This window comes from Polaribacter vadi, from assembly GCF_018861005.1.
Lineage (GTDB): Bacteria > Bacteroidota > Bacteroidia > Flavobacteriales > Flavobacteriaceae > Polaribacter > Polaribacter vadi_A.
Genome location: NZ_JAHKQL010000003.1, coordinates 138,867 through 164,557, shown reverse-complemented (window position 1 = coordinate 164,557; position 25,691 = coordinate 138,867). Strand labels below are relative to the sequence as shown.

The 25,691-nt window shown below is 28.3% G+C and carries 20 protein-coding genes and 1 tRNA gene; 15 read left to right on the top strand and 6 right to left on the bottom strand.

Going from position 1 to position 25,691, the window contains the following annotated elements:
- The first annotated feature begins 34 nt into the window (after nt 1-34).
- The 5 genes from KO506_RS02630 to KO506_RS02610 all read left to right on the top strand — a co-directional run bounded on the left by KO506_RS02630 (nt 35) and on the right by KO506_RS02610 (nt 6,831).
- Nucleotides 35-1,642: a DUF4435 domain-containing protein gene (locus KO506_RS02630; RefSeq protein ID WP_215993342.1), complete on the top strand. Its 1,608-nt coding sequence runs from the start codon at nt 35-37 to the stop codon at nt 1,640-1,642.
- Between the two features lie 137 nt (nt 1,643-1,779).
- A complete protein-coding gene (locus tag KO506_RS02625; RefSeq protein ID WP_215993341.1) occupies nt 1,780-2,577 on the top strand; it encodes an SH3 domain-containing protein in 798 nt (265 codons plus the stop codon).
- 84 nt (nt 2,578-2,661) lie between these two features.
- Entirely contained in the window at nt 2,662-3,804 is a 1,143-nt protein-coding gene (locus tag KO506_RS02620) for a T9SS type A sorting domain-containing protein (protein ID WP_215993340.1), read from the top strand.
- 878 nt (nt 3,805-4,682) lie between these two features.
- Nucleotides 4,683-5,249 carry a hypothetical protein gene (locus tag KO506_RS02615; RefSeq protein ID WP_215993339.1) on the top strand — a complete coding sequence of 189 codons (567 nt, stop codon included), beginning with the start codon at nt 4,683-4,685 and terminating at the stop codon, nt 5,247-5,249.
- Between the two features lie 169 nt (nt 5,250-5,418).
- Entirely contained in the window at nt 5,419-6,831 is a 1,413-nt protein-coding gene (locus KO506_RS02610; protein ID WP_215993338.1) for an HNH endonuclease, read from the top strand.
- Between the two features lie 91 nt (nt 6,832-6,922).
- On the opposite strand, the gene KO506_RS02605 is transcribed toward KO506_RS02610, so the two are convergent.
- The 4 genes from KO506_RS02605 to KO506_RS02590 form a co-directional block, all read right to left on the bottom strand.
- Nucleotides 6,923-7,333 (bottom strand): hypothetical protein, encoded by a 411-nt coding sequence (locus tag KO506_RS02605; protein ID WP_215993337.1) that lies wholly within the window; start codon nt 7,331-7,333, stop codon nt 6,923-6,925.
- A gap of 47 nt (nt 7,334-7,380) precedes the next feature.
- Nucleotides 7,381-7,572: a hypothetical protein gene (locus KO506_RS02600; RefSeq protein WP_215993336.1), complete on the bottom strand. Its 192-nt coding sequence runs from the start codon at nt 7,570-7,572 to the stop codon at nt 7,381-7,383.
- A gap of 463 nt (nt 7,573-8,035) precedes the next feature.
- Nucleotides 8,036-9,268, bottom strand: a complete 1,233-nt coding sequence (locus tag KO506_RS02595; RefSeq protein WP_252726759.1) for a tyrosine-type recombinase/integrase — start codon at nt 9,266-9,268, stop codon at nt 8,036-8,038.
- 109 nt (nt 9,269-9,377) lie between these two features.
- Nucleotides 9,378-9,450, bottom strand: a tRNA-Met gene (locus KO506_RS02590).
- A gap of 112 nt (nt 9,451-9,562) precedes the next feature.
- On the opposite strand from KO506_RS02590, the gene era reads away from it, so the two are divergent.
- Nucleotides 9,563-10,447, top strand: a complete 885-nt coding sequence (era, locus tag KO506_RS02585) for a GTPase Era (protein ID WP_215993335.1) — start codon at nt 9,563-9,565, stop codon at nt 10,445-10,447.
- Between the two features lie 20 nt (nt 10,448-10,467).
- Here the strand turns inward: era and KO506_RS02580 are convergent, their stop codons facing one another.
- The gene (locus KO506_RS02580; protein ID WP_215993334.1) at nt 10,468-10,992 is read right to left on the bottom strand and encodes a GTP-binding protein; all 525 of its coding nucleotides are present in this window, start codon (nt 10,990-10,992) and stop codon (nt 10,468-10,470) included.
- A gap of 80 nt (nt 10,993-11,072) precedes the next feature.
- Between KO506_RS02580 and der the strand changes: the two genes are divergently transcribed.
- The 9 genes from der (at nt 11,073) to KO506_RS02535 (ending at nt 24,382) form a co-directional block, all read left to right on the top strand.
- Nucleotides 11,073-12,383 carry a ribosome biogenesis GTPase Der gene (der, locus tag KO506_RS02575; protein WP_215993333.1) on the top strand — a complete coding sequence of 437 codons (1,311 nt, stop codon included), beginning with the start codon at nt 11,073-11,075 and terminating at the stop codon, nt 12,381-12,383.
- A gap of 90 nt (nt 12,384-12,473) precedes the next feature.
- A complete protein-coding gene (locus tag KO506_RS02570) occupies nt 12,474-14,420 on the top strand; it encodes a leucine-rich repeat protein (protein ID WP_215993332.1) in 1,947 nt (648 codons plus the stop codon).
- Nucleotides 14,421-14,681: 261 nt separating this feature from the next.
- Complete coding sequence (locus KO506_RS02565) at nt 14,682-16,208, top strand: tetratricopeptide repeat protein (protein WP_215993331.1); 1,527 nt, start codon at nt 14,682-14,684, stop codon at nt 16,206-16,208.
- Nucleotides 16,208-17,818: a glycosyltransferase family 2 protein gene (locus KO506_RS02560; RefSeq protein ID WP_215993330.1), complete on the top strand. Its 1,611-nt coding sequence runs from the start codon at nt 16,208-16,210 to the stop codon at nt 17,816-17,818. The genes KO506_RS02565 and KO506_RS02560 overlap by 1 nt, the downstream gene beginning before the upstream one ends.
- 17 nt (nt 17,819-17,835) lie before the next feature.
- Nucleotides 17,836-18,606 carry a glucose-1-phosphate cytidylyltransferase gene (gene rfbF / locus KO506_RS02555; RefSeq protein ID WP_215993329.1) on the top strand — a complete coding sequence of 257 codons (771 nt, stop codon included), beginning with the start codon at nt 17,836-17,838 and terminating at the stop codon, nt 18,604-18,606.
- Nucleotides 18,600-19,706, top strand: a complete 1,107-nt coding sequence (gene rfbG, locus KO506_RS02550) for a CDP-glucose 4,6-dehydratase (RefSeq protein ID WP_252726758.1) — start codon at nt 18,600-18,602, stop codon at nt 19,704-19,706. Before rfbF ends, rfbG begins: the two co-directional genes overlap by 7 nt.
- A complete protein-coding gene (locus KO506_RS02545) occupies nt 19,694-20,599 on the top strand; it encodes an NAD-dependent epimerase/dehydratase family protein (RefSeq protein WP_215993327.1) in 906 nt (301 codons plus the stop codon). Before rfbG ends, KO506_RS02545 begins: the two co-directional genes overlap by 13 nt.
- Nucleotides 20,600-20,601: 2 nt before the next feature.
- Nucleotides 20,602-21,786 carry a glycoside hydrolase family 26 protein gene (locus KO506_RS02540; protein WP_215993326.1) on the top strand — a complete coding sequence of 395 codons (1,185 nt, stop codon included), beginning with the start codon at nt 20,602-20,604 and terminating at the stop codon, nt 21,784-21,786.
- 289 nt (nt 21,787-22,075) lie between these two features.
- On the top strand, nt 22,076-24,382 hold the full coding sequence (locus KO506_RS02535; RefSeq protein ID WP_252726757.1) for a GAF domain-containing protein: 2,307 nt from the start codon (nt 22,076-22,078) through the stop codon (nt 24,380-24,382).
- A gap of 11 nt (nt 24,383-24,393) precedes the next feature.
- On the opposite strand, the gene KO506_RS02530 is transcribed toward KO506_RS02535, so the two are convergent.
- Nucleotides 24,394-25,605, bottom strand: coding sequence for a Pycsar system effector family protein (locus KO506_RS02530; protein WP_215993324.1), 1,212 nt, complete (start codon nt 25,603-25,605; stop codon nt 24,394-24,396).
- Nucleotides 25,606-25,691: the final 86 nt, after the last annotated feature.

The following is a 25,691-nucleotide window of genomic DNA, read 5'->3' as shown; positions in this document are numbered from 1 at the left end:
TATTTCAGGACAAGACATTAGAACAATCTAAACAATGAAAATAAATCTACCTACAAAAAAAGGACAACCTAACACAAACCCAGAAATTGAACTTCATCAAATTGTTGTTATTGGAGCAAATGGCGCTGGAAAAACAAGATTTGGAGCCAATATTGAAGAAAAAAATCATTTAATCACACATAGGATTTCGGCTCAAAAATCCCTTACAATCCCTAATCTTGTACGTCCAAAATCTATTGAAGTAGCTAGAAATGAATTTTTTGTAGGAGGAAATCACAACCTACAAAATGTTCTTGATGATTTAGGATATAAAAAGAGAAGTAGATGGGGAGATAATTTTAATACTCACCTACTTAATGATTTTGAAAAACTGTTAGTCCTTCTACATACTGAAGAATATGAATCATTATCAGAGTCAAAAGAGCAAAATTTACTTTCACCAAAAACTAAATTAGATATTGTAAAAGAAGTCTGGGAAAGAGTTCTTCCACACCGTAAACTCAAAATTAAAGCCGGAGTTATAGAAACTTACCCTACTAATCAGTCGGAAAACAAATATAATGCGTCCGAAATGAGTGATGGCGAAAGGGTGATTTTTTACCTAATAGCAGAGGTAGTATGTTCACCAGAAAATTCAATTATAATTATTGATGAACCTGAAATGCATATTCATAAATCTTTAGTCAAAGACCTTTTTGATTCTATTGAAATTTTGCGAACAGACTGTTCTTTTGTCTATTTAACACACGATATTGATTTTGCTTTTTCTAGGCAAAATGCATCCAAAATATGGGCGAAATCTTATGATGGAAATAACGTTTGGGATTATGAATTATTAAATGATGAATTACCTATACCTGAACAATTGTATCTTGAGGTTTTAGGAAGTCGAAAACCTGTAATTTTTATAGAGGGAGATAGTAGTAGTATTGATTATCAATTATATGAGCAAGTTTATTCTGACAACACTTTGAAACCGCTAGGTAGTTGTGATAAAGTAATACAAACTGTTAAGTCTTTTAATGAGCAAAATGGCTTTCATCATATAGATTCAAATGGCATAATTGACCGAGATAGACGAAAAAATGATGATATTATTAGGTTGAACTCAAAACAAATCTGGGTTCTTGATGTTGCAGAGGCAGAGAATTTACTTCTACTTGAAGAAATAATCAAATCAGTGGCTATTCATATGGGAAAGAACCCAAATGACATATTTGAGCAAGTAAAGACAAATCTACTTGCATATTTTCAAACTCAATTAGAAAATCAAATATTAATTCACTTCCAAGAAGCGTTAAGGCGTGAAATGATAAGAGCCTCAAGTTTTAATAATAAAAATATTGACGATGTTATATTGGAAGTTGATAATTCTATTAACACAATTAATAAACAAGAAATATTCGATAACATAAAAATGGAATTTGAAGCCATAATTGCTAATTCTGATTATTCTGGACTTTTAAGAGTTTTCAACTTGAAAAATGCACTTATTCCTGAATCTAAAGTTTGCACACTTACAAGTATTAATAACAAGGAATCTTACTTAAAATTAGTGCTAACACTTCTTAAGAAAAAGGACAACACTAGTGAAATTATTGCGAAATCAATAGATGATAAAATAATAAAAAACGCCACATAACACCGTATAAAATTAATTGCTGGTTTTAGCCAGTTTACGAAAGTCCTCGCGGTCTTTCTATCTGTGATTTATTTGCTAACTTTAGTGCTTAAAACACGCAACTAATCTTATACATCAACGTTGGCAAACATTTAAAAATGAGACTAATAACACTATTTTTCATTTTATTAATAAACTTTTCTTATAGTCAGGAAATAAAATATCATAACCCGAATTTTGATTTTGAAAATGGAAAGAAATATTTTCTGTTTGGAAACGACGTGAAATTTAGAGAGCTACCTGATTTATCTTCTGAAACAATTGATTTATTGAAAATTGGAACAGAAATAGAAATAGTTGAAAAAACAGAAAATAAACTAAACTATAATGGAATTGAATCGCCTTTTTATAAAGTTAAGCATAACAACAAAGTTGGTTATATTCTTGGAGGCTTAATTTCTTTAGAAAAAAAGGAAACCAATAACTCGAAATACTTTTTTGCATATAAAAAAGATGAAAATAATTATTCAATTATAATTCGCCTTTTAAATAACAAATCTGAAATTATAGAAGTTAAATCTATTTTATCAACAACTGAATTTTCTGTTGATATTTTTGGCAATAAAGGAATTGAAAACATTGACAATATCTTATTTATAAATTATTTAGCGGAAGCTTGTGGAATTGATGGTGGTGGAATTTTCTTTTTTAAAACAAAATCTGAATTAGTAAAAGTTTTGGAAATATCTCAAGTTTCTGATGCAGGTGTTTATTGGTTAGAAGAAAAATTAATTTTTCCAAAAGAAAAAGATGGAGTAAAAGGAAAAATAGTTTATCAAAAAGAAATTGGAAATTATGAAGATGAGGAAACAAATTGGATTGAAATAAAAAAAACAAGTAGAGAGCTTGAATGGAAAAATGGAGTTTTAAATCCGAAATTAGAAAATGAAAAATAAAAAAACGATTTGCCAACAACATATATAATTTATTGCTGGCAAAAAGCCTACTTACGAAACTCAAGTATTGAAAAATAAAAAAAAATGAAAAAAGTTTTACTATTTATAACAATCATTAATTGTGGAATAATACAAACCCAAAATGTTAATATACCAGATCCAATTTTTAAAGAAAAATTATTAAACCATATAAATCCAGTAATAAATACTAATTCTGATAATGAAATACAGATTTCTGAAGCTGAAGCTATAACTGGTAGAATAAATGTTTCAACTTCCACAGTATCTGATATTACTGGAATTGAAGCATTTGTTAATATGACAGAGTTCTTATGTGCTGAAACTAATGTAACAAGTGTAAATATGAACTCTAATACAAAACTTACTTATTTAGATTTCATAGATGCAAAGGTAACCAACTTAAATATTAGTAACTGTACTGAACTTAAAGAACTGTGGTGTTTTGGAAATAATCTAACCTCGTTAAATATTGAAAATAACAAGCTTTTAGAATCAGTTTATTGTTATGATAATCAATTAACAAACTTGAATATTGAAAATAATGTTAAATTAAAAATACTAAATGTTTCAAATAATAAATTATCAAGTTTAAATATACTAAATAATACAAATTTAGAAGGACTAGCTTGTTTGGATAATGAAATATCTAATATAAACACTTCCAATAACTTAAATTTAGAGTTCTTACTCATAAGTGAAAATTTATTAACAACTTTAGATGTGAGTAATAACTCTAGCCTATATGTTTTAAGATGTCAAGATAACCCCAATTTAAAAACTATTAATTTAAAAAACGGGAATAATCAAAACTTCACTTTTTCTGGAGATGCAAAAAGTAATTTTGAAAATTTACCGAATATAGAAACAATTTGTATAGATGATTTGAATAATGTTGCTTTTACAAATGGAATTTCTAACCAAGTAGGAAACTCTTTAACTTTTACAGATAATTGTTCGACTCTTTCAAATGAGGAATTTTCAATAGAAAATTATGTAATCTCCCCAAATCCTATTGAAAATATATTGACAATTAAATCAAAAAAAGAAATTTTAAAAATTGAAATCTATAATTATATTGGTAAATTAATTCTAGAAAAAAAACAAGAAAGTAAAATAAATATTTCTAGTTTGAAAAACGGAATATATCTTTTAAAAATATTTGGAGAAAATGGAGAAGTTCAGATAAAGAAAATTCTGAAAAAATAAAATACGTTTGCCAACACCGTGTAAAAAAAATTGCTGGTAAAAGCCTACTTACGAAAATCCTCGCGGATTTTCTTGGTTTGTATTTTATTTAGTAAATTTAGTGCTTAAAACACGCAACTTTCCTTACACAAACACGTTGGCATTAATAGTCCAATCAGACTCGAAAAACTAAAACTATGATATTTAAACAAATTTAATATTTTTAAAGATTTATAAAATATGTCATTATTTCCATTTTTAGGTTTTTGGTTAAGATTAATTTTTATTTACAGATTCAATTTTGAAAAAATGAATAATGCGATAAAAAAAGATCAAGACGCTGAAAAATCTAAAGATGTTAAATTTGGAGCAATTGGATTTTTTATAATTTTTGGTATTATTATTTTATACATAAATTTCATAAAATAGAATTGAATTTTATAAAACACTGAAAATATAAGACAATCTCTTACTTGGAAAATTTTACGACTATTAAGCAAAATTTAGAGTTATAAAACGTTTGAATATACTTAAATTCCGAAAAAATATAATGGCGGAATTATCACTCAAATGTTGAATTGAAAACTTGCGGAGTTGAGAAGAATTTAGAAAATCATTATTACGAATTTCTCACTTAAAACTAAATTATAAATTTGGCGAAATTATCACTCAAAATTGAATTTTAGAAAAAATGGAATTTAATGAGAACGAAATACAGAATGAAAAAAAACTACGAAATGCCAACACCGTGTATAAAAAATTGCTACTTTTAGCTTAACCAAAGTTTGTTGCATTTTTGCAAACTGCTGAATTTCCGTTGGAAATTCCTCGTTCACAAAAACGCAACTTTCCATAACACAAACACGTTGTGCAACATTACTCAAAATCACGAAAACTGAATGAAAACTGAATTTGAAAAAGACATTTTAGAAGAATATGACAAGTTCTTTATTTCAGAAAATTTAGAAGAAAAAAAATCATTAAAAAAAAACATTCGTGAAAAAATTATGACTCGAAATAAATTAACTTCTCTAGATTATCAAATACTTGGATTGATTGATTATGAAAGTGAAGATTGGAGAAATAATTCAGAAAAAATAATTGAGAATTTTAAAAAATCAAGTGAATTAGATAATACTAATTTTCTTGCTCAATTATATTTAGCTCATATTTATCAAGATATTGGGAATTTAAAACTTGCTCGTGAAAATTATTTGAAAGTTGACACTAAAGCTCTGAAAGAATTTCAACTTTGGAGATACGTTAAACTGATTGAGCAAATTGGATTTTGTACTTATAAATCAGGAAATGAAACAGCAGGAATAGTGATGTTTGAAAAAGTTTTAAATTGGTACAAAAAAACGCCTGAAAATGAATTAGCGAGACCTTCAGAATTACTTGAATGTTTACCCGAAAATCATAGAATTGTAATTGAAATTAAGAAAATTGAAGATTATTTGGAATAAAAAACGTTGCACAACAACATATATAATTTATTGCTGGCAAAAAGCATACTTACGAAAATCCTCGCGGATTTTCTTTGTCAGTAATTATTTACTAAATTAGGTGCTTAAACCACGCAACAAACCATATATAAACACGTTAGGTGTAATAAAAAAAACTCTGTGCATTCAAATGAACAACACTGATAAAAATTGCTTGATTTGTAATGAAGAAATGGTAGAAAGGAATTTCTATGGACAAAATAAAAATCAATTTACAGAGAAACCTAAATTAAATCACGAAGAGCATATTATACAAAATGCTATAGGAGGAAGACTAAAAAGTTCCGAAATATTATGTGAAGATTGTGGAAATACCTTAAATAAAGAAATAGATATTTCATTTGTTAAATTATTTGATTATTTCACTCAAGAATTAAAAAACAGATTACCTAAAGAAAGAAATAGCAATGTAATAAAAAAGATTATAGGTCTACATTCCACAAAGAATTTAGAGATTTATAAAAAAAATGATAAAGTCATTCCTAAAAAACCATTTTATGAAAGAGATGAAAACAAAAAGGAATTAAGAATATTTGCAGAAGAAAACACTATAAATAACTATATTAAAAAAGTTAAAAAAGATGTTTTAAATTTTGAAGAATACAAAATTTTTAAGATTACAGAATTCGAACAAAATGACAAATTTCAATACTATTTTAGTAAAAATGTAGAAGACTTTAATGATAAGTTCGTTTACGGATTAATAAAAATAGTAACTGAATTTGCTTATTTAAAAGGCATTAAAAGAGAAGAGCTCAAAAGGTGTTTAGACACGCAAAAAAATAAACTTATTTTCACAAAAAATGTTATACCATTTTATCCAGTAGGTGTACTTGACCACTATTTCGAACAGTATAGAGTTCTTTTAGAAAAAAATTACCCTTCACACACATTAATCCTATACACTGAAGAAAATAATAACGGTACAAAAAGATTAACCTGTTATATTGACTTATTTAGTACATTTCAATACTATATAGTAATTAATGACTCTTATACCGGAAAGGAAGTGTTCGAAACATATTACCAACACTTAAACAAAGTAAAAACTAAACCAACTGATTTAAGTAATTATGAATACAAAGAACTTTTATCGTTAGCACAAGAACATGATATTGATTTAACAAAAATTAAAGTTGAAAGACCTAAACTAGATGATTACAAAAAATTCATTTCTAAAGAAATAAACAAGGTAACAGCTGATTACAGTATAGATTTCAATGATTTATTAAAATTTCATAAATACTTAACAAGAGAACTTGCTTTATTAGGTAGTGGAAGAGGTATTCTTTTTGATGATTTTAACTTATTAGATGGAATTAGTAAATATGACAAAACAAATATGTTATATGAATTAACATTGCTTTCAAATACACCTAACAATTATAAACAAAAAACTTACAAGAGGTATTTAAAAAAAAATGATAGTACTTATATAACTTTTGACGAAATCTATAGAGAAATGGAACTTAATAAAAATGAGGCTAAAAGATATGGTAAATTTAAATTTGAGTGCTTGAATATTTTTGTTCAAAATTCATAAACAATATATTAGGAATAATTACTACACCTAACAAAGAACTGAGTTAAAAAACAAACTTTTTTAACTTAAGAAGTATATTCTTTAAATTAATCTATAAATAAACTACACTTTTTAAAAGACTATCATAAAAAGGTTTTTGATTGTTTATATTTCTTGGCAAATTATTTATTTCTAGATATCTTTTAAATCTTTCTTCTAACTTCTGAATATCCAATTTTGTGGCTGGTTTATTTTCTTCTTTTATAAATAGTGCTTTTAATCCTTCAACAGCTATGGTACCTGCCACTGAATTACCTACTCCAGACAAACTCATTTTTTCTACTTTTAGTTTCTCTAAATTTGATTTATAATTTGTTCTGTTTGTGGTTAATTCGTCATTAGATTTCTTTTTTAATTGATGAGAACTAACTCTACAACTAGCATTGCAAAATTTTTGAACCTTTCTTCTTTTTGGAAGATATTCCTTTTTACAGTGTTGACATACATACATTCTTGATTCCATTATCCGTTAATTTTACGTACGATTAACGTTTAATCGTAGTTTATTTTCTATTTTAATCCCTTTTTGTTAAAAATACGTGTCAATAAATAATCAATAGCATCTTCTTTTTTGAATTGCTTACCCTTTGTTTTATAACTCGTTTTCGTTGGTATGAAATCTTTTTTCAATTTCTCAAACAACAACAGTTGCTCTTCTTTTGAAAGTGCTTTTGCTACTTGATAAACCGTTTCTGAATTCATATATGAATCCAAATTTAAATAAGTTAAAATACTCTTTTTAGGATTTAGGAGGTTATGAGAGGTTTTTAAAGGTTTTGGCAGGTTTTGTAAATTACAAATTCTAACTTTCTTATACTTATATGCTCTGAATTACATAATCGATTGATTTACTTTTTATCAATAGCATTTTTTTAATATAATTTTCATTATAAACTGTAATAAAATTTATTTCAATTTCAAACACAAAACTTATTCTAATCTAAGAATTGATAAACTGGTTTTAAATTTACATTTAGATGATCTATAAAAATCATTTTAGCTTGGCATTGTTCAACATCAAATAAAAACGTAAAAATTGGATCGTTTAGCTTAAAATTAAAGATAGAATATCAAAATTAGACTAAATGATTAGAGTAATCCTCTGGTAGTTCTGCATCGATATCTCTTAAGTATTTCTCTAAAGCTTTCATTGTGGAATGTCCACTTATGGCATAATCTTGCTTTTTGCTTCATGCTGAGACATTGTTTCTCTAAATGATTTGTAAAGCTTTGTAATAAAGGTATGCTTAAAACTATACATACCATATTCAACACCTAATTTAAAATGGTCTTTTATCTTTTTAAAGCGCTTTGAGAAATCATTCCGTCTATTCACCTCATCTGCATCCCAAAGCTCACCTATTTCATATCTACCAAATAAAAGAGCGTTGGAATCTCCTTTTGATAAGTCTGGTAAGCTTTCCAATAAAATTTCAGGAATAATCTTAATTTTTACAGGCTTATTTTTTTCTTTTAAATACAACTTTTTATCCTTAACATCAACATCTCCCACTCTCAATCGGCAAATCTCAATGGGTCTTAAAATACTGTAAGAGATAAATTTTACAAAAAGCAGTAAATGAGGATCTACTTCTTCTAAATACTTGTAAATCTCTTTTTCTTGTTTGGGTGTGTAAGTCTTATTTCTCTTCGGCACCGATTTTAAAACAGCGATTTTTTTAACAAAATTATCTTTAATAATTTCGTTATCTTCTAAAAGCTGAAACATTGAGGCAATATCTGTTCTAGAATTGTTTCTATTTCTTGCGCTTGTCCGTTTTAAAACTTCATTCAAATATTCGATAACTATTTTCTTGGTAATAAAATCAATTGTATTCTTATAATACTCTTTTTCTTTTAACCACTTTTCAAATAGACCTATTCTACTCTTATATTGAACAAATGAGTTTTTGTTCATCATATTCACTTTTAAATCTAAAGTAAATTCAAAGGCTTCTGAAATAGTTCTGTGAATTTGTTCAACCTTTATAACAATAGGTTCTTTTTTTATTATTTCAAGTGTAGTTTTTTCTATTGCTAGATGTTGACTTTTTGTTGACTTTTTGTTTGAGTTATTTAAATTATCACTAGAAAACATGGCTTCCTCTAAGGAACTATTGTCCTGATAAGGATTAAATCCATACTCTAACAACTCTAAAAGCGCCTGTTGCATTGTTCTTAAAAACGCATAACGTTCGCCCTTAGTTTTTAATTTATTGGCGCCTGCTTTAATATTGGGCTGACGCTCTAGTTTGTTCGTTTTAGAGTTTCTAAACGAAAAATAAACATACCAAGGCTTTTCTAATGATGCTTTTTTCTCTTTGACACTTAATTTTGACCACAAGGAAATATCCACACCTCCTGTGTAAATTTTTGGCTCTGAATAATTCAATTTCATAGGTAAAACGTGTACGTTTTTGTGTACTCTTTGTAAAAGTAAGTAAATTGAAGACATAAAAAAACGAATTGTGAGACACAATTCGTTGATTTAATTAACGTTAAGCTTGTAGCGGGAACTGGACTCGAACCAGTGACCTTCGGGTTATGAGCCCGACGAGCTACCTACTGCTCTATCCCGCGATTTGAACTGCAAATATACAACACAAAGAAACTATTTTCCAAACTTTATTTCATTTATTTTTTTTTAAGACAAAATTTATAGACAAAACATAAAACAAGTTATCTTTGTTTTATGATACATAAAGCTGGTTTTGTAAATATTATTGGAAATCCTAATGTGGGTAAATCTACTTTGATGAATGCTTTGGTTGGTGAAAAATTATCTATTATCACCCCAAAAGCACAAACAACAAGGCATAGAATTCTAGGAATTGTTAATCACGAAGAATATCAAATTGTATTTTCTGATACTCCAGGTATCATAAAACCTGCATATGAACTACAAGCGTCTATGATGGATTTTGTAAAATCTGCTTTAGATGATGCCGATGTTTTAATTTATATGGTTGAAGTTGGAGAAACTGCATTAAAAAATGAAGCTTTTTTTAATAAAATCATCAACAGCAAGATTCCTGTTATACTTTTATTGAATAAAATTGATAAATCTAATAAAGAAGAAGTTGATGAGAAAATAAAATATTGGCGAGAAAAAGTACCAAACTCTTTTGTTTATGTAATTTCTGCTTTAGAAAAATTTAATGTAGAGTCTGTTTTCTACAAGATAATTGAATTATTACCAGAAGGGCCTCCCTTTTATCCTAAAGATCAATTAACAGACAAACCTGAACGCTTTTTTGTAAATGAAAAAATTAGAGAAAAAATTCTAATGCATTACAAAAAAGAAATACCATACTCCGTAGAAGTTGAAACAGAAGAATTTATTGAACAAGAAAACATTGTTAGAATTCGATCTATAATCATGGTAGAACGCGATACTCAAAAAGGAATTATTATTGGTCATAAAGGCACTGCAATTAAACGAATTGGAGCTGAAGCTCGCAAAGACTTAGAACGTTTTTTTCAGAAAAAAGTTTTTATAGAATTGTATGTAAAAGTGAATAAAAACTGGAGAAGTGATAAGAACCAATTAAAACGTTTTGGTTATAATCAGAATTAAATTATCAATTCTCTCCGATTTTAACCCTCTATTATCTCTATCATAAAGTCATGTAAATTTCTCATTTGATATTTACCTGTATTTTTTCCTATTTTACCTAAAAAATACAGAAGCAGCCAGATTAATGGTAAAATAATCATCATTAATAAAGGAAAAAAAATTGACTCATTTAACGAAAACTTAGTGTATAAGAGTATACAAAAAGCTAGAAAAGAAATACCAATTATAAAATGAACAAACATAAAAAGTGTCCAAACTGCAGGTTTTGGCCCAAATAAGCCTTTTAAAAGTGATGTTTTTACAGTTTTTTGAATAATTTCTAGATGTAATTGAGGCGACCAAAAATGTTCGTGTTTTTTAGAAATTTTTATAAAAACATGGCCATCAACTATGTTTCCAGTAATTTTTGAATTTCCTTTTTTAAATTCATCAGAAAAACGTTGAAGCAATTCTTTATAATTTATATCTAAGTCTATCGTAAATCTTGGTCTAAGAAAAACTTCGCTATTTCTTTTTTCTATTAATACATTTACTTTCCTATCCATAGAAATCTATTTTACAACCCTTTAAAATTACAATTAAAATCCTTTAGTAAATCGTATCTTTGCAAAAAATTACAATTCAAATGAATAGCATTGTTGCCATTGTAGGAAGACCAAATGTAGGGAAGTCAACACTTTTTAACAGATTGGTGCAAAAAAGAGAAGCAATTGTAGATTCTGTTAGCGGAGTTACAAGAGACAGACATTATGGAAAATCTGACTGGAATGGAAAAGAATTTTCTGTGATAGATACTGGTGGGTATATTAAAGGTTCTGATGATATTTTTGAAGGAGAAATTAGAAAGCAAGTAAATCTAGCTATTGATGAAGCAGATTTAATTGTTTTTGTAGTTAACGTTGAAGATGGTATTACACCTATGGATGCTGAAGTTGCTAAACTTTTACGTAAAGTTAAAAAGCCAATTTTTACAGTTGTAAACAAGGTAGATAATGCAATGAGAGAACCTGATGCAGTAGAATTTTACAATCTAGGTTTAGGAGAGTATTACACAATTGCCTCTATTAACGGTTCAGGTACTGGAGACTTATTAGATGCGCTTGCAGAAAAAATGCCAGAACCAGAAGCTGTAGATTTAGAAAAAGAAGAATTGCCAAGATTTGCTGTTGTTGGGCGTCCAAATGCAGGAAAATCATCATTTATAAATTCTTTAATTGGTGAAGACAGAAATATTGTAACCAATATTGCAGGTACCACAAGAGATTCTATTGATACAAAATACAACAGATTTGGTTTCGATTTTAATTTAGTTGATACTGCAGGTATCCGAAAAAAATCGAGAGTAAAAGAAGACTTAGAGTTTTACTCAGTTATGCGTGCTGTGCGTTCTATAGAATATTCTGACGTTATTATATTAGTTATTGATGCCACTCGTGGATTTGAAGGTCAAGATCAAAATATATTTTGGTTAGCAGAAAAAAACAGAAAAGGTGTTATCATCTTAATTAATAAATGGGATTTGGTTGAAAAAGAAACCAATACAATGCGAGATTATGAAGTCAAAGTAAAAGAACAAATTGCACCTTTCACAGATGTACCAATAATTTTTATATCAGCATTAACAAAACAACGTTTATTTAAAGCCATTGAAACTGCTGTAGAAGTTTTTGAAAATAGAAAAAACAGAATTTCTACAAGTAAATTTAATGAAACAATGTTAGAAATTGTTAAAAACAATCCACCACCTGCAATTAAAGGAAAATTTGTGAAGATTAAATATTGCATGCAGTTGCCAACACAAACACCTCAGTTTGCTTTTTTTTGTAATTTACCACAATATGTTAGAGATCCTTATAAACGATTTTTAGAAAATAAACTTAGAGAAATTTATAATTTTTCTGGTGTACCAATAACTATTTACTTTAGACAGAAATAGTTATATCAACATAAATTTAAATAAAATAAAAAACACTTTGAGATAACGAATATTTAAATACCTTTGTTATCAACCCCTTAAACAAAAAAAATGAGAAAATATTTTTACGCTCTCGCAATTATTTCCATTGCTTTTACATCATGTACAAGCCCAACTTCTGAAGAAGAAGAATTAAATGATACACCAAATGCTTTAAACGATTCTACCTCTACAGAGGTAGGAATATCAATTAATATTGATGTTTTAAATAATGATAATTTTGGTGATGATGGTCCAAGCACAGGAGCAATTTCTGTAATTTCTAATACAACAGAAAATGGAGGAACAGTTTCTGTAAACACAGAAGGTACACCAAATGACCCAACAGACGATACTATCGATTATACTCCAGAAACAAACTTTGATGGTACTGATACTTTTGATTATACAATTACTGACAGTGATGGAGATAGTGATACTGCATCAGTTACTGTGGTAGTTATACCTCCTACAGGGCCAGAAGCAGGAACAACTTTTACGGTTGATGATTATAAGTACACGATTACAAATGTAGACAACAAAGAGGTATCTATAGAAAAAACCACCGAAGATGGTCCTTCTGGTGCATTAGAGTTACCTGCAACCATAGATCAATTCGATTTAACGTATAACGTTACTAGTATTGCAGACGAAGGTTTTGCTTATGCTTACGACATAACAAGTATAAATATTCCAAGTAGTTACACAAACATAGGTAGCCTCGCTTTTTACAACTCATACAGCATTACTAGCATTAATATACCTGATGAAGTTACAGAAATTGGTAACGATGCTTTTGGTATTTGTGTAAGTTTATCAGACATTAATATTCCTGCAGGCACATCTCATTTAGCTGATGGTGTTTTTGCAAGTTGTAGAAGTTTAACTTCTATTGATATACCAAACACAATCACAAGTATTGGTACTGGAGCTTTTTATGATTGTAGCAGTTTAAACAATATATCAATACCTAGCAGTGTAGAGAATGACAATATGGGTGCAGCTGTCTTTGGTTTATGTAACAGTTTAACAAACGTAACTTTTCCAGATACTTTTACAACAATACCTAATGAAACTTTTTATGCTTGTAACAGTTTAGAAAGTTTTACAATACCAAGTAATATTACTACAATTGGTTCTTCTGCGTTTTATGAGTGTAGTGTCTTAAAAGAAATAACAATACCTGCTACTGTAACAAGTATTGGTAACAGTGCATTTGGTGCTTGTATTAACTTAACAAAAGCAGTTTTACCAGAGAATATTACAACTATACCAGACAATTTATTTTATCAATGTTTTGATTTGGTTGATGTAAACATACCAAGCAACGCAACAACAATTGGCAGTAGTGTATTTTACGATTGTACTAGTTTAGAACAAATTAACATACCAAATAGTGTAACAAGCATTGGTGGTAGTGCATTTGGTAACTGCCCTAATTTAAAAAGCATCGCAATTCCTGATGGAATTACAACTATCGAAGAAACAACTTTCTTTAACTGTAGTAGTTTAACAGAAATAAACATACCTAGTAGCGTAACAAGTATTGGTAAAGGAGCTTTTGCTGGTTGTAATGCAATAAGCGAAATTACAATACCAGATGGTATTACTTCTTTACCAGAAATTGGTTTTTATAACTGTAGCAGCTTAACTAAAGTGAACATACCTACTAGTGTAACTTCATTTGGTGCAACCGTTTTTGGAAACTGTGTAAGCTTAACAAGCTTCGATGTTCCTAATACTGTTACAAGCATATCTACTCAAGCATTTTTTCAATGTACTAGTTTAAAAGATGTAAGTATACCAAGTAGTGTAACAAGTATTGGTGATGGCGCTTTTTATAATTGCTCTCTTTTAACCAATGTAAATGTAGATATAGAAACACCTCTTACTATAGAAGCAAATGTTTTTGAATATGTTTCTTTAATCAATTTAACTTTAAAAGTACCAGCAAGTTCAGTTTCAACATATGAGTCTACTGCAGTTTGGCAAGAATTTGGAACAATAAGTTCTCTATAAAATTAGATAAATTAGTAAACCAGCTTATCACTTAAAAGTTAAGCTGGTTTAATCTTTTTTTATTCATCTCTATTTTATTTAAAAACTATATTTACTAAATTTTACATCTAAAATCCTTAAGAATTTTCTTAATTTTAATTAGATAAAACTCTAAAGAAATTAAAGAGTTATCATTAAAAAATTAATATATTTGGATTTTAGTTTCTAAAACCCCAACATATTATAGTTTTTTCTAAATGAAATAAAAAACTTTAAAAAAAAATGACAAACCTATTAAAGGTAAATACAATTTTTAAATTAATAAAAAATTGTAGCGTATACATTTTAATATTCTTAAACATATCTGTTTTTTCTCAAAATCAGTCTTTTAAATCGACTCCAAAAAACAATCTTACTTCTCATACTATTGATAAAAAAGACGTAGTTGCAACTACAAAAGCTTATCTATCAAAAAAAGAATACAAGCAAGCAGACATTTATTTATCAAAGTATTACAACTTTTTTTCAGAAGATTTAGAAATAAATTGGCTTTATGCTTATGTTTTAAATTTAAATAATAACAAAACAGAAGCTAAGAGTAAATTTAAGAAAGCCATTGCTATTGCTCCTAACAATAAAGAATTGAAAATGGATTACGTTAAGTTTCTTTATCAAATGGGTAAAGTAAATGAAATAGAAACTGTTTTAAATGATTTTACAATTGATAAAAATTCTAAAGATGTAGAGTTCTTGCTTATACATGCAAATATCAGTTTTTGGAATGGTAATTTTAAAACATCAAAAAAGAAAATTGATAGAATTCAAGAAATTTATCCAAATACAGACCTAACTAATAATTTATCAAATCAAATAGAAGAATTAACTGGCTTATATTTAAAAGCAAATTTTGAGTATCAAACAGATTCTCAACCAATGGATTATTTTGCTCAACACATCACTTTACAAAAATACGTTTCTAAACTTCTTAATCCTAGTTTAGAAATTTCAAATTATAATTTTTATCCACAATCAGAACAAGCTATAGTTGCTAAGCTAGGTAACAAAATGCATTTTAATGAACTCAGCTTAGAAGTAAATTTAAGTGCTGGTGCATACAAAAATTTCTCTGGAGATACAGATTGGATTGGAGGTATAGAATTTAAACAGTTTTTAGCAGAAAACACATCTATTAAGTTTGGCTACTCAAAAAATAGTGTTTTAGGTACAATTGCTAGTACTTCTATCAACTTAACTAAAGAAGATATATTTGGTGAGTTAGATTATAATAATAAATGGATAGTTTTACACAGTGCTTACAATCAACAATTTTATCAAGATGATAATAAAATAAAAGTGTTTGGTGCTTGGATTGTTTCTCAACCTATAAAAGTGAGCAAATTTGGCTTTCAGGCTGGTTATGGTTTTAACTACACAGATGCAGATGATATTTTATTTGTTTATGACAGTGAAGGTTTGGGAATTTACGATCCGTATTTTACACCAAAAGAACAAAAAATTCATTCTGGTTTATTTATAACAAACTATAAGCCAACAGAAAAATTGACGATAAAAGGTAAGTTAAACTATGGTTTTTCTGCTAATGTAAGAAATCCATATCCTTTAGAAGTTACACCAAACAATTTTGAAATAGGGGGTTTTTATGATGAAGAATTTTCTTACTTGGATATTGAAGGGGCTGTAAACCATATGTTTTCTGATAAATTTGGGGTTAATTTAGTTTACACCTATCAAGAAACATTTTTTTACAAAAGAGATAATATTAATTTAGGTTTGAATTATAGATTTTAATGAATTCAAAATTACGTAACGATTTATGGGAATTTAAACAAGCTAAAAAAGTTACTAGCTTAGACAGAGCTATCTTTTTAGGATTAACATTTGCTGGTTTGTTAAGTATGTTCAATTTAATTGAATGGTGGTTTCGTGGCGAACACATAGAAAATCTTTTCTTGTTTGTAATTTTAAGTTTACTTTTTATATACGGAATTATAAGAATTGCTTTAGTTTGGATAAATTATTTACGCATTTCTAAACCAAAAGAAGTACCAGAACCAGAAGAAAATTTAAGTGTTGCTGTGTTTACAACCTCTGCTCCTGGTGAACCTTTATCTATGTTCGAAAACACATTTAAGGCTTTAAAAAACTTAAATTACCCACACACAACTTATTTATTAGATAGCACAGAAGATGTTGCTTTTAAAGAATTAGCAGAAGAATATGGAGTAGTTTGGCTAAATCTTGCCAACATTCCTGGAGCAAAAGCGGGTAAAATTAACGAAACATTAAAAAGAACAAACGAAGATTATATTTTAATATTAGACCCAGACCATATTGTGTTTCCTAACTTTTTAGACCAAACTTTGGGCTTTTTTAAAGATGAAAAAATTGGTTTTGTTCAGGTTAGTCAGGGTTATTACAATATGTATCGTTCTTTTACAGCAAAAGGCGCTGCAGAACAAACCTATTCTTTTTATGGGCCAACTCAAATGGGTTTACATGGTTATGGAGGTGCAGTTGCTATTGGTGCAAATTGTACTTTTAGAAGAAAGGCATTAGAAAGTATTGGAGGCCATGCACAAGGTTTAGCAGAAGATTTGCAAACATCCATAAGAATACATGCAAAAGGTTGGGAATCTATTTACAATCCTGTAATTGTAAGTCGTGGTTTGGTTCCAGAAGATTTTACATCATTTTGTAAACAACAATTAAAATGGGCAAGAGGTGTTTTTGAATTACTTTTCGATGAAATGCCTGGTCATTTAAAACATCTAAAATTCTGGCAAAAAATATCCTATTTATCCATAGGAACTTATTATTTATTTGGACCAATAACAGCCTTTTTTATATTTATTCCGTTATTGTTTTTTACGACAAAAATAAGTCCAGCAAGCATGGATTTTACAGAATTTGTAATACTTGGAAGCCCAATACTAATTGTAGCATTATTAATTTACGCATATGCTCAAAGATTTTTATGTGATAGAAAAACAGAAAAAGGAATTCATTGGCGAGGAATGGTTTTAAAATATTCTTGTTGGCCAGTATTTACCTATGCATTCTATTTAACATTAATAAATAAAAAAATACCCTATTTACCAACAGCAAAAATAGCCGTAAAAGGTTTTATGAATCCGTTTGTAAAACCCTTAATTATATATTGTGTACTATTTTTGTTTATGTTAGTTGGTATTTATATAGAAAGAAGGTATTTTATACCAGAAAGCGAATTAATACTAACTGCCAAAAAAACTTGGGCTATGATAGGCTTTGCTATGATAGCTTTTATCCAATTTATTGGTGGTATTGGAGCAGCATACAAATCTCTATTTATTAAAGCAGAAAATGCTTGGAGTAGAATTAAAGTAAAATCAAACAAAGAAATTGAAATAAAACAATAACTTAAAGTAACTAAAATATGAAAGTAGTAATTTTAGCAGGAGGATTTGGAACTAGATTAAGTGAGGAAACCTCAACAATACCAAAACCTATGGTAAAAATTGGTGACAAACCAATTATTTGGCACATAATGAAACACTATTCTAGTTATGGTTTTAACGACTTTGTTATTTTAGGTGGATATAAATCTTACGTTATTAAAGAATATTTTGCAAATTATTATCTACATCAATCTGATGTAGAATTTGATATGGAAAATAATACGATGACTACTTTAGAATCTAAAACTGAAAAATGGAAAGTTACAATTCTAGATACAGGTTTACATACAATGACTGGTGGACGTATTAAAAGAGCTGCAAAATATTTAGACGAGCCTTTCTTTTTAACTTATGGTGATGGAGTTAGTGATGTAAATATTAAAGAACTTTTAGATTTTCATAACAATCACGATCAAAAATTTACGATGACTTGTGTACAACCCGAAGGTAGATTTGGGGCTGTAGATATTAATACAGAAACCAACGAAATTAATAGCTTTATGGAAAAACCGAAAGGAGATGGAGCTTGGATTAATGGTGGTTTCTTTGTTTGTGACCCAATCGTTTTTAATTATTTAGATGATGATACAACCGTTTTTGAAAGAAGTCCTTTAGAAAATATTGCAAACGATAAATTACTTGCTGCCTACAAACACAGAGGTTTCTGGAAACCAATGGATACTTTAAGAGATAAAAATCAATTAGAGACAAAATGGAATGATAACAAAGCACCTTGGAAAACATGGTAAATTTCGAATCACTTTTTGGAGGCATTTATAAGGATAAAAAGGTTTTATTAACAGGCCATACAGGTTTTAAAGGATCTTGGTTAGCACTTTGGCTAGAACAAATGGGGGCTAAAGTATATGGTTTTTCTTTAATAAATGAAGATGAAATTAATCATCTTAGCCTTTTAAAACTTGGTATTGAAGAAAAAATAGAAGACATTAGAAATACAGATGTTCTTCAAAAATATTTTGAAGAAGTACAACCTGATATTGTTTTTCATTTAGCTGCTCAGGCTTTAGTTAGAGCTTCTTATGATGATCCTGTAGAAACTTTTTCTACCAATGTTATGGGTACATTAAACATTTTTGAAGCTTGTAGAAAAACACCATCTGTAAAAGCAATTATTAATGTTACCACTGATAAATGTTACGAAAACAAAGAATGGGAATGGGGTTATAGAGAAAACGAACCAATGGGTGGTTACGATCCTTATAGTGCTTCTAAAGGATGTTCAGAATTATTAACATCTTCTTATAGAAATTCTTATTTCAATACTAAAGATTTTGATAAAAAACATCAAGTTTTATTAGCTAGTGGACGTGCAGGAAATGTAATTGGTGGTGGTGATTGGGCTGTAGATAGGCTAATTCCTGATATTGTTAAAGCAACAGCAATTAACAAAGCTGTTTTAGTTAGAAACCCGTTAGCAACAAGACCTTGGCAACATGTTTTAGAACCATTAAGTGGTTACTTAACTTTAGGTTGGAAATTATTAAATAAAGAAACTTTTGCTGCAGAAGGTTGGAATTTTGGACCTGATAATAACAGCAATTTACAAGTAGGTGATATTGTAAAATTATCACACGAATATTGGAATAATATCAAAATTGAAATCAGTAAAAATACAGACGAACATCATGAAGCAAATTTATTGATGTTAGACTGTTCTAAAGCCAACAAAACCTTAAAATGGAAAGCTGTTTGGGGTATAGATAAAACGATTGATAAAACAATTAGTTGGTATAAAGCTTACTATGAAAACAATCAAGTTTTATCACTTTCAGATTTAACTGAATATGTAGGTGATGCAAATACTGCAAATATTTTATGGGCACAATAGAAATAAAAAATAAAAAAATATTAGTAATTGGTGGTAATGGCTATTTGGGTACTTTTCTTGTAAAAGCACTTAAAGAGATTAATGCTAATGTTTTTGTTATTTCTAGAGATTGTAAACCTTCGAATACTGAATTTACAATTGATATTACAAATTTTGATGAAACCCAAAAAATAATTCAGAAAATACAACCAGATATCGTTTATCATTTAGCTGCTAATATCAGCAGAAATAGAGATTTTTCGATATATAAAGATATGACAGAAGTTAATGTTCAAGGAACATTAAATGTACTAAAATCCTTAGAAAATAGTAAAGCTCATTTTATATTTACTTCTACTAGTGAAATTTACGGAAACAATACATCTCCATTTCATGAAAATCAAGTTCCTAAACCTGTTTCACCTTATTCTTTAAGTAAAATAAGTGCAGAAATGTTAATAGAAACCTATTGTAAAAATCAAAAAATACAATTTACTAACTTAAGAGTTTTCAATTTTTATGGCGAAAATATGCCAGTAGAATTCTTTATTCCTCAAATGATTTTAACATTAAAAAAAGGAGAAGATTTTTTGATGACAAAAGGAGAACAAGTTAGAGATTTTTTATATGTTGGTGATGTTGTAGAAGCTTTAATTTTAACAGCAAAAAGCACCAATTCTTACAACCAAACTATGAATATTTGTAGTGGTAAAGGAACAAAATTAAGCGAATTAGCAGAAGCAGTAAATAAAACTATTAATACTAAATCTAAAATTATTTTAGGTGCAATACCCTATAGAAATAATGAAGTTTGGGAAATGATAGGAGACAATTCTAAAATTAAAAAAATTACAGGTTTCGAGCCAAAAACATCTATAGATGAAGGTATCAAAATCGTTATAAATAAATCGTAAGCATGGCATCATCCAAAAAAACATTTAAAAGACTTTTTAACGTTCTTATAGCTTTAGTATTAGGTTATATTGTAATTTATGGTTTGGCAGCTGTAAGTAAAAGTTCTAAAGGACCATTAGGAGGATTTCTAGAAAGTATGAGTAATATGGTTCAAGATTTTGAACGTGATAATATTCTAGAAAAAAGAGAAAAAAACAGAGAAAAGAAATTAGCTTGGTTTAAAGATCAAAGAAAAAATAAATTTGCTTTATTAAAAACAAAACATATTCTTTTTGGTGCTTCAGATGATAGCAAAGGTGCTTCTTATGAAAACATTATTAATTTAGAAGATTCTTTAGCCATAACTTTCCCTATAATTCATATTTATAAAGCTTGGGGAGAAGGCCAAGATTACGAATTTCCAAGAAATGAAATTGATGCCATTGTTAGAGTGGGTTCTATACCCATGGTTACTTGGGAGCCTTGGTTAGGTAAGTTTACACAAGAAAATTTCCCTGAAATTGCTGCTCCTGAAGTAAGAAACAATCATGGTTTGGCTTCAGTTGCAAAAGGTCATTATGATGCTTTTATAAAAGAATGGGCTTTAGAAGCTAAAAAAGTAGGTTACCCAATTTATTTAAGAGTTGGTCATGAAATGAACGATCCTTATCGTTATCCTTGGGGACCTCAAAACAATGATCCATCAGAATATGTGGCAGCATATCAACACATCAGAGAGGTTTTTGATGCTGTTGGCGCTACAAATATTATTTGGATTTGGAGTCCGCATTTAACGTATGGTAAGTTTCAAGAATATTATCCAGGTACAGATTATGTAGATGTAGTTGCTACAGGAGCTTTAAACTATGGTACAAGTACAAGTTGGAGTGATTGGTGGTCTTTTGAACAAATTTTTGGTAATTATTACAAACAATTAGAATCTTTTTACAAACCAATTATGATTGCAGAATTTGGTTCCTTAAAACCAGGTGGTAATAGAGCAGAATGGTTTGGAGATACTTTTAGAGACTTTTACACTAAATATCCATATGTAACTTCTATTGTCTTTTTTCACTACTCAAGTGATGGTTCTACAACTTATAAAAATGTAAGTTGGTATATTAAAGATGATAATGAGGTTACTACAGCAATTAAAGATGAATTAAAAAAATGGCCTGCGAGTATAAAACAACCAGGTATGGAGTAAAATATAATTAACGACTAAAATAAAAATTAGAAAACAGACCTAGGTCTGTTTTTTTTATGCTTATCACTCAACAACACTTATCTATTAAAAATCAACAACATAGACAAAAAAGACTTAATTATAATACAAAAATAAAAATATTCGTATTTTTGTAACTTCTTACCTCTTTAAACGTCTAAATAGACACAAGAATAATAACTTTTTCACTATGAGAATAATTGAATCAAATAACTTTGACAACGTAGAGCTACCTCTACAGCTTTTCGTGTCCTTTAAAAAAGTATTTGTGATGTTCGAAAAATATGCTCATGATGAGTATAAAACTCATCCTTTTTATAGTGCTGCTATAAATATGGTAGAATTGTTCCAAAAGCATCCTCAATTAATTGAAGGATTTTCAGATTATTCTTTATTAGAAAAAAACAAGGAAGAAATAGAGTTATTATTAAACCCTTTATTTCCTGAACCTTTGTTGATGAACGAAATAAAAGCAGCAAGTGTACCTTTTTCTTTTACGTCGTTTAAATTTACAGATCGTTTTAAAAATATTATAGATAATGCTGGTGATGATTACGAATTTAACGTTCGTAATTTTGAGGACGATAGCATGTACATTATGGCCTGTACATTTATTTTAGGCTTTGTATATGGTTATAATGTTGATGTAAAAAGACCTTTTTATTTTGATATTCCTGATAAAACAACAGGAACAATGAAATATTATAGAGCCGCATTTAATGCTGATTTTTCTGAAGTTACACCAACAGAAAAGGCACCTCAATTAACTCAAGAAGACTTTCAAGAATTATTAAATAACTTTGAAAACATAGACATTTGGAGAGAAAAATTTCCACCAAACAGTTATATTTTTAAAGGGTTTGGTTTAGTGAGTTTGTTTGATGTAACATCCGAAGAAATGTTATCTCAAATAAAAGCCAATTTACTTTCTGGTGGAGATGATTTAATCTATAAATTACAAAACAACCTAAGAGATTTTTATAGCATTAAAGACTTAAAATTAGGCTTTTCTATTTTCGATAATATCAATACTAAAGTTTGCGCAACTGTTGGAAAAAAATCGAACAGTATAATTCTAAATAAAAACGCAGAAATAAAATGTGATGAAAATTACTTTTGCGAAGGTATTATGCAAAAAGTTTTTGTAGATCATGAAACATTTATAATTTCTGATGTAGAACAATATGGTTTAAATACCCATAAAAATCCTTTTTATCAAAACTTACATGATTCTGGTATACAAAGTATAATATTAATACCAATTGTTGCTACAGGAAATGGAGATTTGGCCTTATTAGAAATTGCATCACAAAGAGCTTATGATTTAAACTCAGTAACAATTAATAAATTAAAAGATATAATTCCAGTATTTGAAGCTGCTGTTAAAAGAACATCCGAAGAACGTCAAAATGTTTTAGAAGCCACTATACAAGAGAATTATACTTCTATTCACCCAGCTGTAAAATGGCGTTTTTACGAAGCTGCAGAAAAATATCATCAAGAATCTTTAACAAGCGAAAATGCGAAGTTAGATCAAATCGTTTTTGATGAAGTTTACCCTTTATTTGGGCAAAGTGATATTAAAGGTTCTTCAAATGCTAGAAACGTAGCTATTCAAGAAGATTTAACAACTCAATTAACATTAGCAATTTCGGTTTTAGAAGATGCTTGTAAAACAGAACATTTACCAATTTACAATGAATTAATGTATCGTGTATCTTCTTATTTAGAAGATGTTAAAGATGGTTTAAATGCTGGTGATGAAGTTAGTATTTTAGATTTTTTAAGTAGAGAAATTTATCCTGTTTTTAGTCATATAAAAGATATTAGTAAAGAGCTTTCTTTGAAAGTAAAAATTTATATGAATCGTTTAGACAAAGAGCTGAATGTAGTCTACGAGAAAAGAAAAGAATACGAAGATAGTGTTACTCATTTAAATGATAAACTAGCAAGATTCATAGACACAAAGCAAAAAGATGTTCAAGAAATGTTTCCACATTATTTTGAGCGTTATAAAACAGATGGAGTTGAGTACAATATGTATATAGGGCAATCTATTACAAAGTCAAAAACTTATGACAATCTGTATTTATATAACTTACGTTTGTGGCAATTGCAAGTTACTTATGAAATGGAAAACTTAGCTTATTACGAACGTAATAATATGAAAAATGATTTACGTGTTGCTTCATTAATTTTGGTACACAGTAATCCTATGGCTATAAAATTTAGAATGGATGAAAAGCAATTTGATGTAGATGGTGCATATAATATTAGATACGAAATCATAAAAAAACGTATAGATAAAGCAAATATTAAAGGCACTCAAGATCGTTTAACTGTACCTGGTAAAATAGCAATTGTGTATTCGCAAGATAAAGACGCAGTAGAGTATTCTAAATACATTGCATACTTACAATCAAAAAATCAATTAGGTAAATTAGAATACCTAGAGTTAGAAGATTTACAAGGTGTTTCTGGGCTAAAAGCACTTAGAGTCGAAGTTATTTACCAAGAGTTTTTTAATGAAAAAGAAACTTTTTCTTTTAACGATTTAATGAAAGAAATAGAAGCATAATTTTAAAGATTTTATAAAGTATGTGGGCTGGTTCCTTGCATTGCAAAAGCTATAGAAAACGCAATAACACTTACAATAATACCTATCATAAATACAGTATAAGTAGTTCTTAAAAGATTGTATTTTCTGTTTAAAACTAAACCTAAAAAGTATAAATCTTTGGTTAAAGAACCATATAAATAATCTTTATCATTCATCATTTCTTGAATTCCCCATTCAAACTCTTCTAATTTCATTTGATGAAAATTACCAAAAAACAACAAGTTTACTTTTTTGTTAGCAACATCTTCTTTTGTAAATTTTCCTTGGGTAACATTAGGTCTTGTTGCTAAGATGGATAAAACCATAGAAATAACAGTAAAAAGCACAAAAATTATAGAAGGCACTAATAAATAATCATTAGAAGGATTGTCTAACTTAGGAATTAAAGTAGACAAAGACATCGAAATTATAATAGCGTTTACAGAAAGTAAAATATTAGCTTTTGTATCTGCAATATCACTTAAAGTTATGTGGTTTCTTAAAGCCACTCTAAACATTGTTTCTACACCTCTTTCAGGTACATCACTCTTATTCTTTTTAATATCTAAAGCTTCTTGTTTCTGATTAAATTTCTTAGTATTATCAGCTATTTCTTTCTGACTTTTAATCAGTTTAGCTAAATTTTTAGCTTTTCTTTTACTCCAATTCTTTAAAGCGTAGTCTGTATAAAATTTCTGTGTAATGGTAAAAAACTCAATATTACCAGCAATCCAATCTATTTCAGACATTTTTCTTTTGTCTGTTAACTCCCACTCTTTTCTTAATAAAGAGGTATAATCTAAAAAATTTTTCGAAGCCAAATGCGCGCAATCTGCATCAACAATAATTTCTTCTAATTTGTCTACAGGTTTAGCACCCATTTTTGTGGTTAAAATAATTCTAGAAATTGTTGCTATTCTTTTAGCATTTACTTCATTTTCTTGCAACCAATTAACGGCTATCTTAACACTTTCTTCTTCATGATTCGCTGAACCTTTTATAAAACCAGTATCATGAAACCAAGCAGCTAATAAAACATCATCTTTTTCTTCTTCACTAATTTCTATATTTTCACAAATCTCAGTTGTGTTTTCTACAACTCTTTGTGTATGAGAAATATTATGATACACATACTTCTCATCTAAATTTTTACTTAAAAAATTTAATACATAAAGTTCTGCTTTAGAAACTAATTCGCTCATAATTATTTTTTTTAATCAATCAAAAGTAAGTAATAAAATCAACTTTTTATTCTATTCATTTAGTCGTAAATTTATAGTAATTTTTA

Coding starts and splice junctions, on each gene's coding strand:
- KO506_RS02615 (WP_215993339.1), top strand. CDS start 4,683: ATGAAAACTGAATTTGAAAAAGACATTTTAGAAGAATATGACAAGTTC.
- KO506_RS02545 (WP_215993327.1), top strand. CDS start 19,694: ATGGGCACAATAGAAATAAAAAATAAAAAAATATTAGTAATTGGTGGT.
- rfbF (WP_215993329.1), top strand. CDS start 17,836: ATGAAAGTAGTAATTTTAGCAGGAGGATTTGGAACTAGATTAAGTGAG.
- KO506_RS02530 (WP_215993324.1), bottom strand. CDS start 25,605: ATGAGCGAATTAGTTTCTAAAGCAGAACTTTATGTATTAAATTTTTTA.
- KO506_RS02570 (WP_215993332.1), top strand. CDS start 12,474: ATGAGAAAATATTTTTACGCTCTCGCAATTATTTCCATTGCTTTTACA.
- KO506_RS02610 (WP_215993338.1), top strand. CDS start 5,419: ATGAACAACACTGATAAAAATTGCTTGATTTGTAATGAAGAAATGGTA.
- rfbG (WP_252726758.1), top strand. CDS start 18,600: ATGGTAAATTTCGAATCACTTTTTGGAGGCATTTATAAGGATAAAAAG.
- KO506_RS02560 (WP_215993330.1), top strand. CDS start 16,208: ATGAATTCAAAATTACGTAACGATTTATGGGAATTTAAACAAGCTAAA.
- KO506_RS02630 (WP_215993342.1), top strand. CDS start 35: ATGAAAATAAATCTACCTACAAAAAAAGGACAACCTAACACAAACCCA.
- KO506_RS02595 (WP_252726759.1), bottom strand. CDS start 9,268: ATGAAATTGAATTATTCAGAGCCAAAAATTTACACAGGAGGTGTGGAT.
- KO506_RS02600 (WP_215993336.1), bottom strand. CDS start 7,572: ATGAATTCAGAAACGGTTTATCAAGTAGCAAAAGCACTTTCAAAAGAA.
- der (WP_215993333.1), top strand. CDS start 11,073: ATGAATAGCATTGTTGCCATTGTAGGAAGACCAAATGTAGGGAAGTCA.
- KO506_RS02625 (WP_215993341.1), top strand. CDS start 1,780: ATGAGACTAATAACACTATTTTTCATTTTATTAATAAACTTTTCTTAT.
- KO506_RS02565 (WP_215993331.1), top strand. CDS start 14,682: ATGACAAACCTATTAAAGGTAAATACAATTTTTAAATTAATAAAAAAT.
- KO506_RS02540 (WP_215993326.1), top strand. CDS start 20,602: ATGGCATCATCCAAAAAAACATTTAAAAGACTTTTTAACGTTCTTATA.
- KO506_RS02580 (WP_215993334.1), bottom strand. CDS start 10,992: ATGGATAGGAAAGTAAATGTATTAATAGAAAAAAGAAATAGCGAAGTT.
- era (WP_215993335.1), top strand. CDS start 9,563: ATGATACATAAAGCTGGTTTTGTAAATATTATTGGAAATCCTAATGTG.
- KO506_RS02605 (WP_215993337.1), bottom strand. CDS start 7,333: ATGGAATCAAGAATGTATGTATGTCAACACTGTAAAAAGGAATATCTT.
- KO506_RS02620 (WP_215993340.1), top strand. CDS start 2,662: ATGAAAAAAGTTTTACTATTTATAACAATCATTAATTGTGGAATAATA.
- KO506_RS02535 (WP_252726757.1), top strand. CDS start 22,076: ATGTTCGAAAAATATGCTCATGATGAGTATAAAACTCATCCTTTTTAT.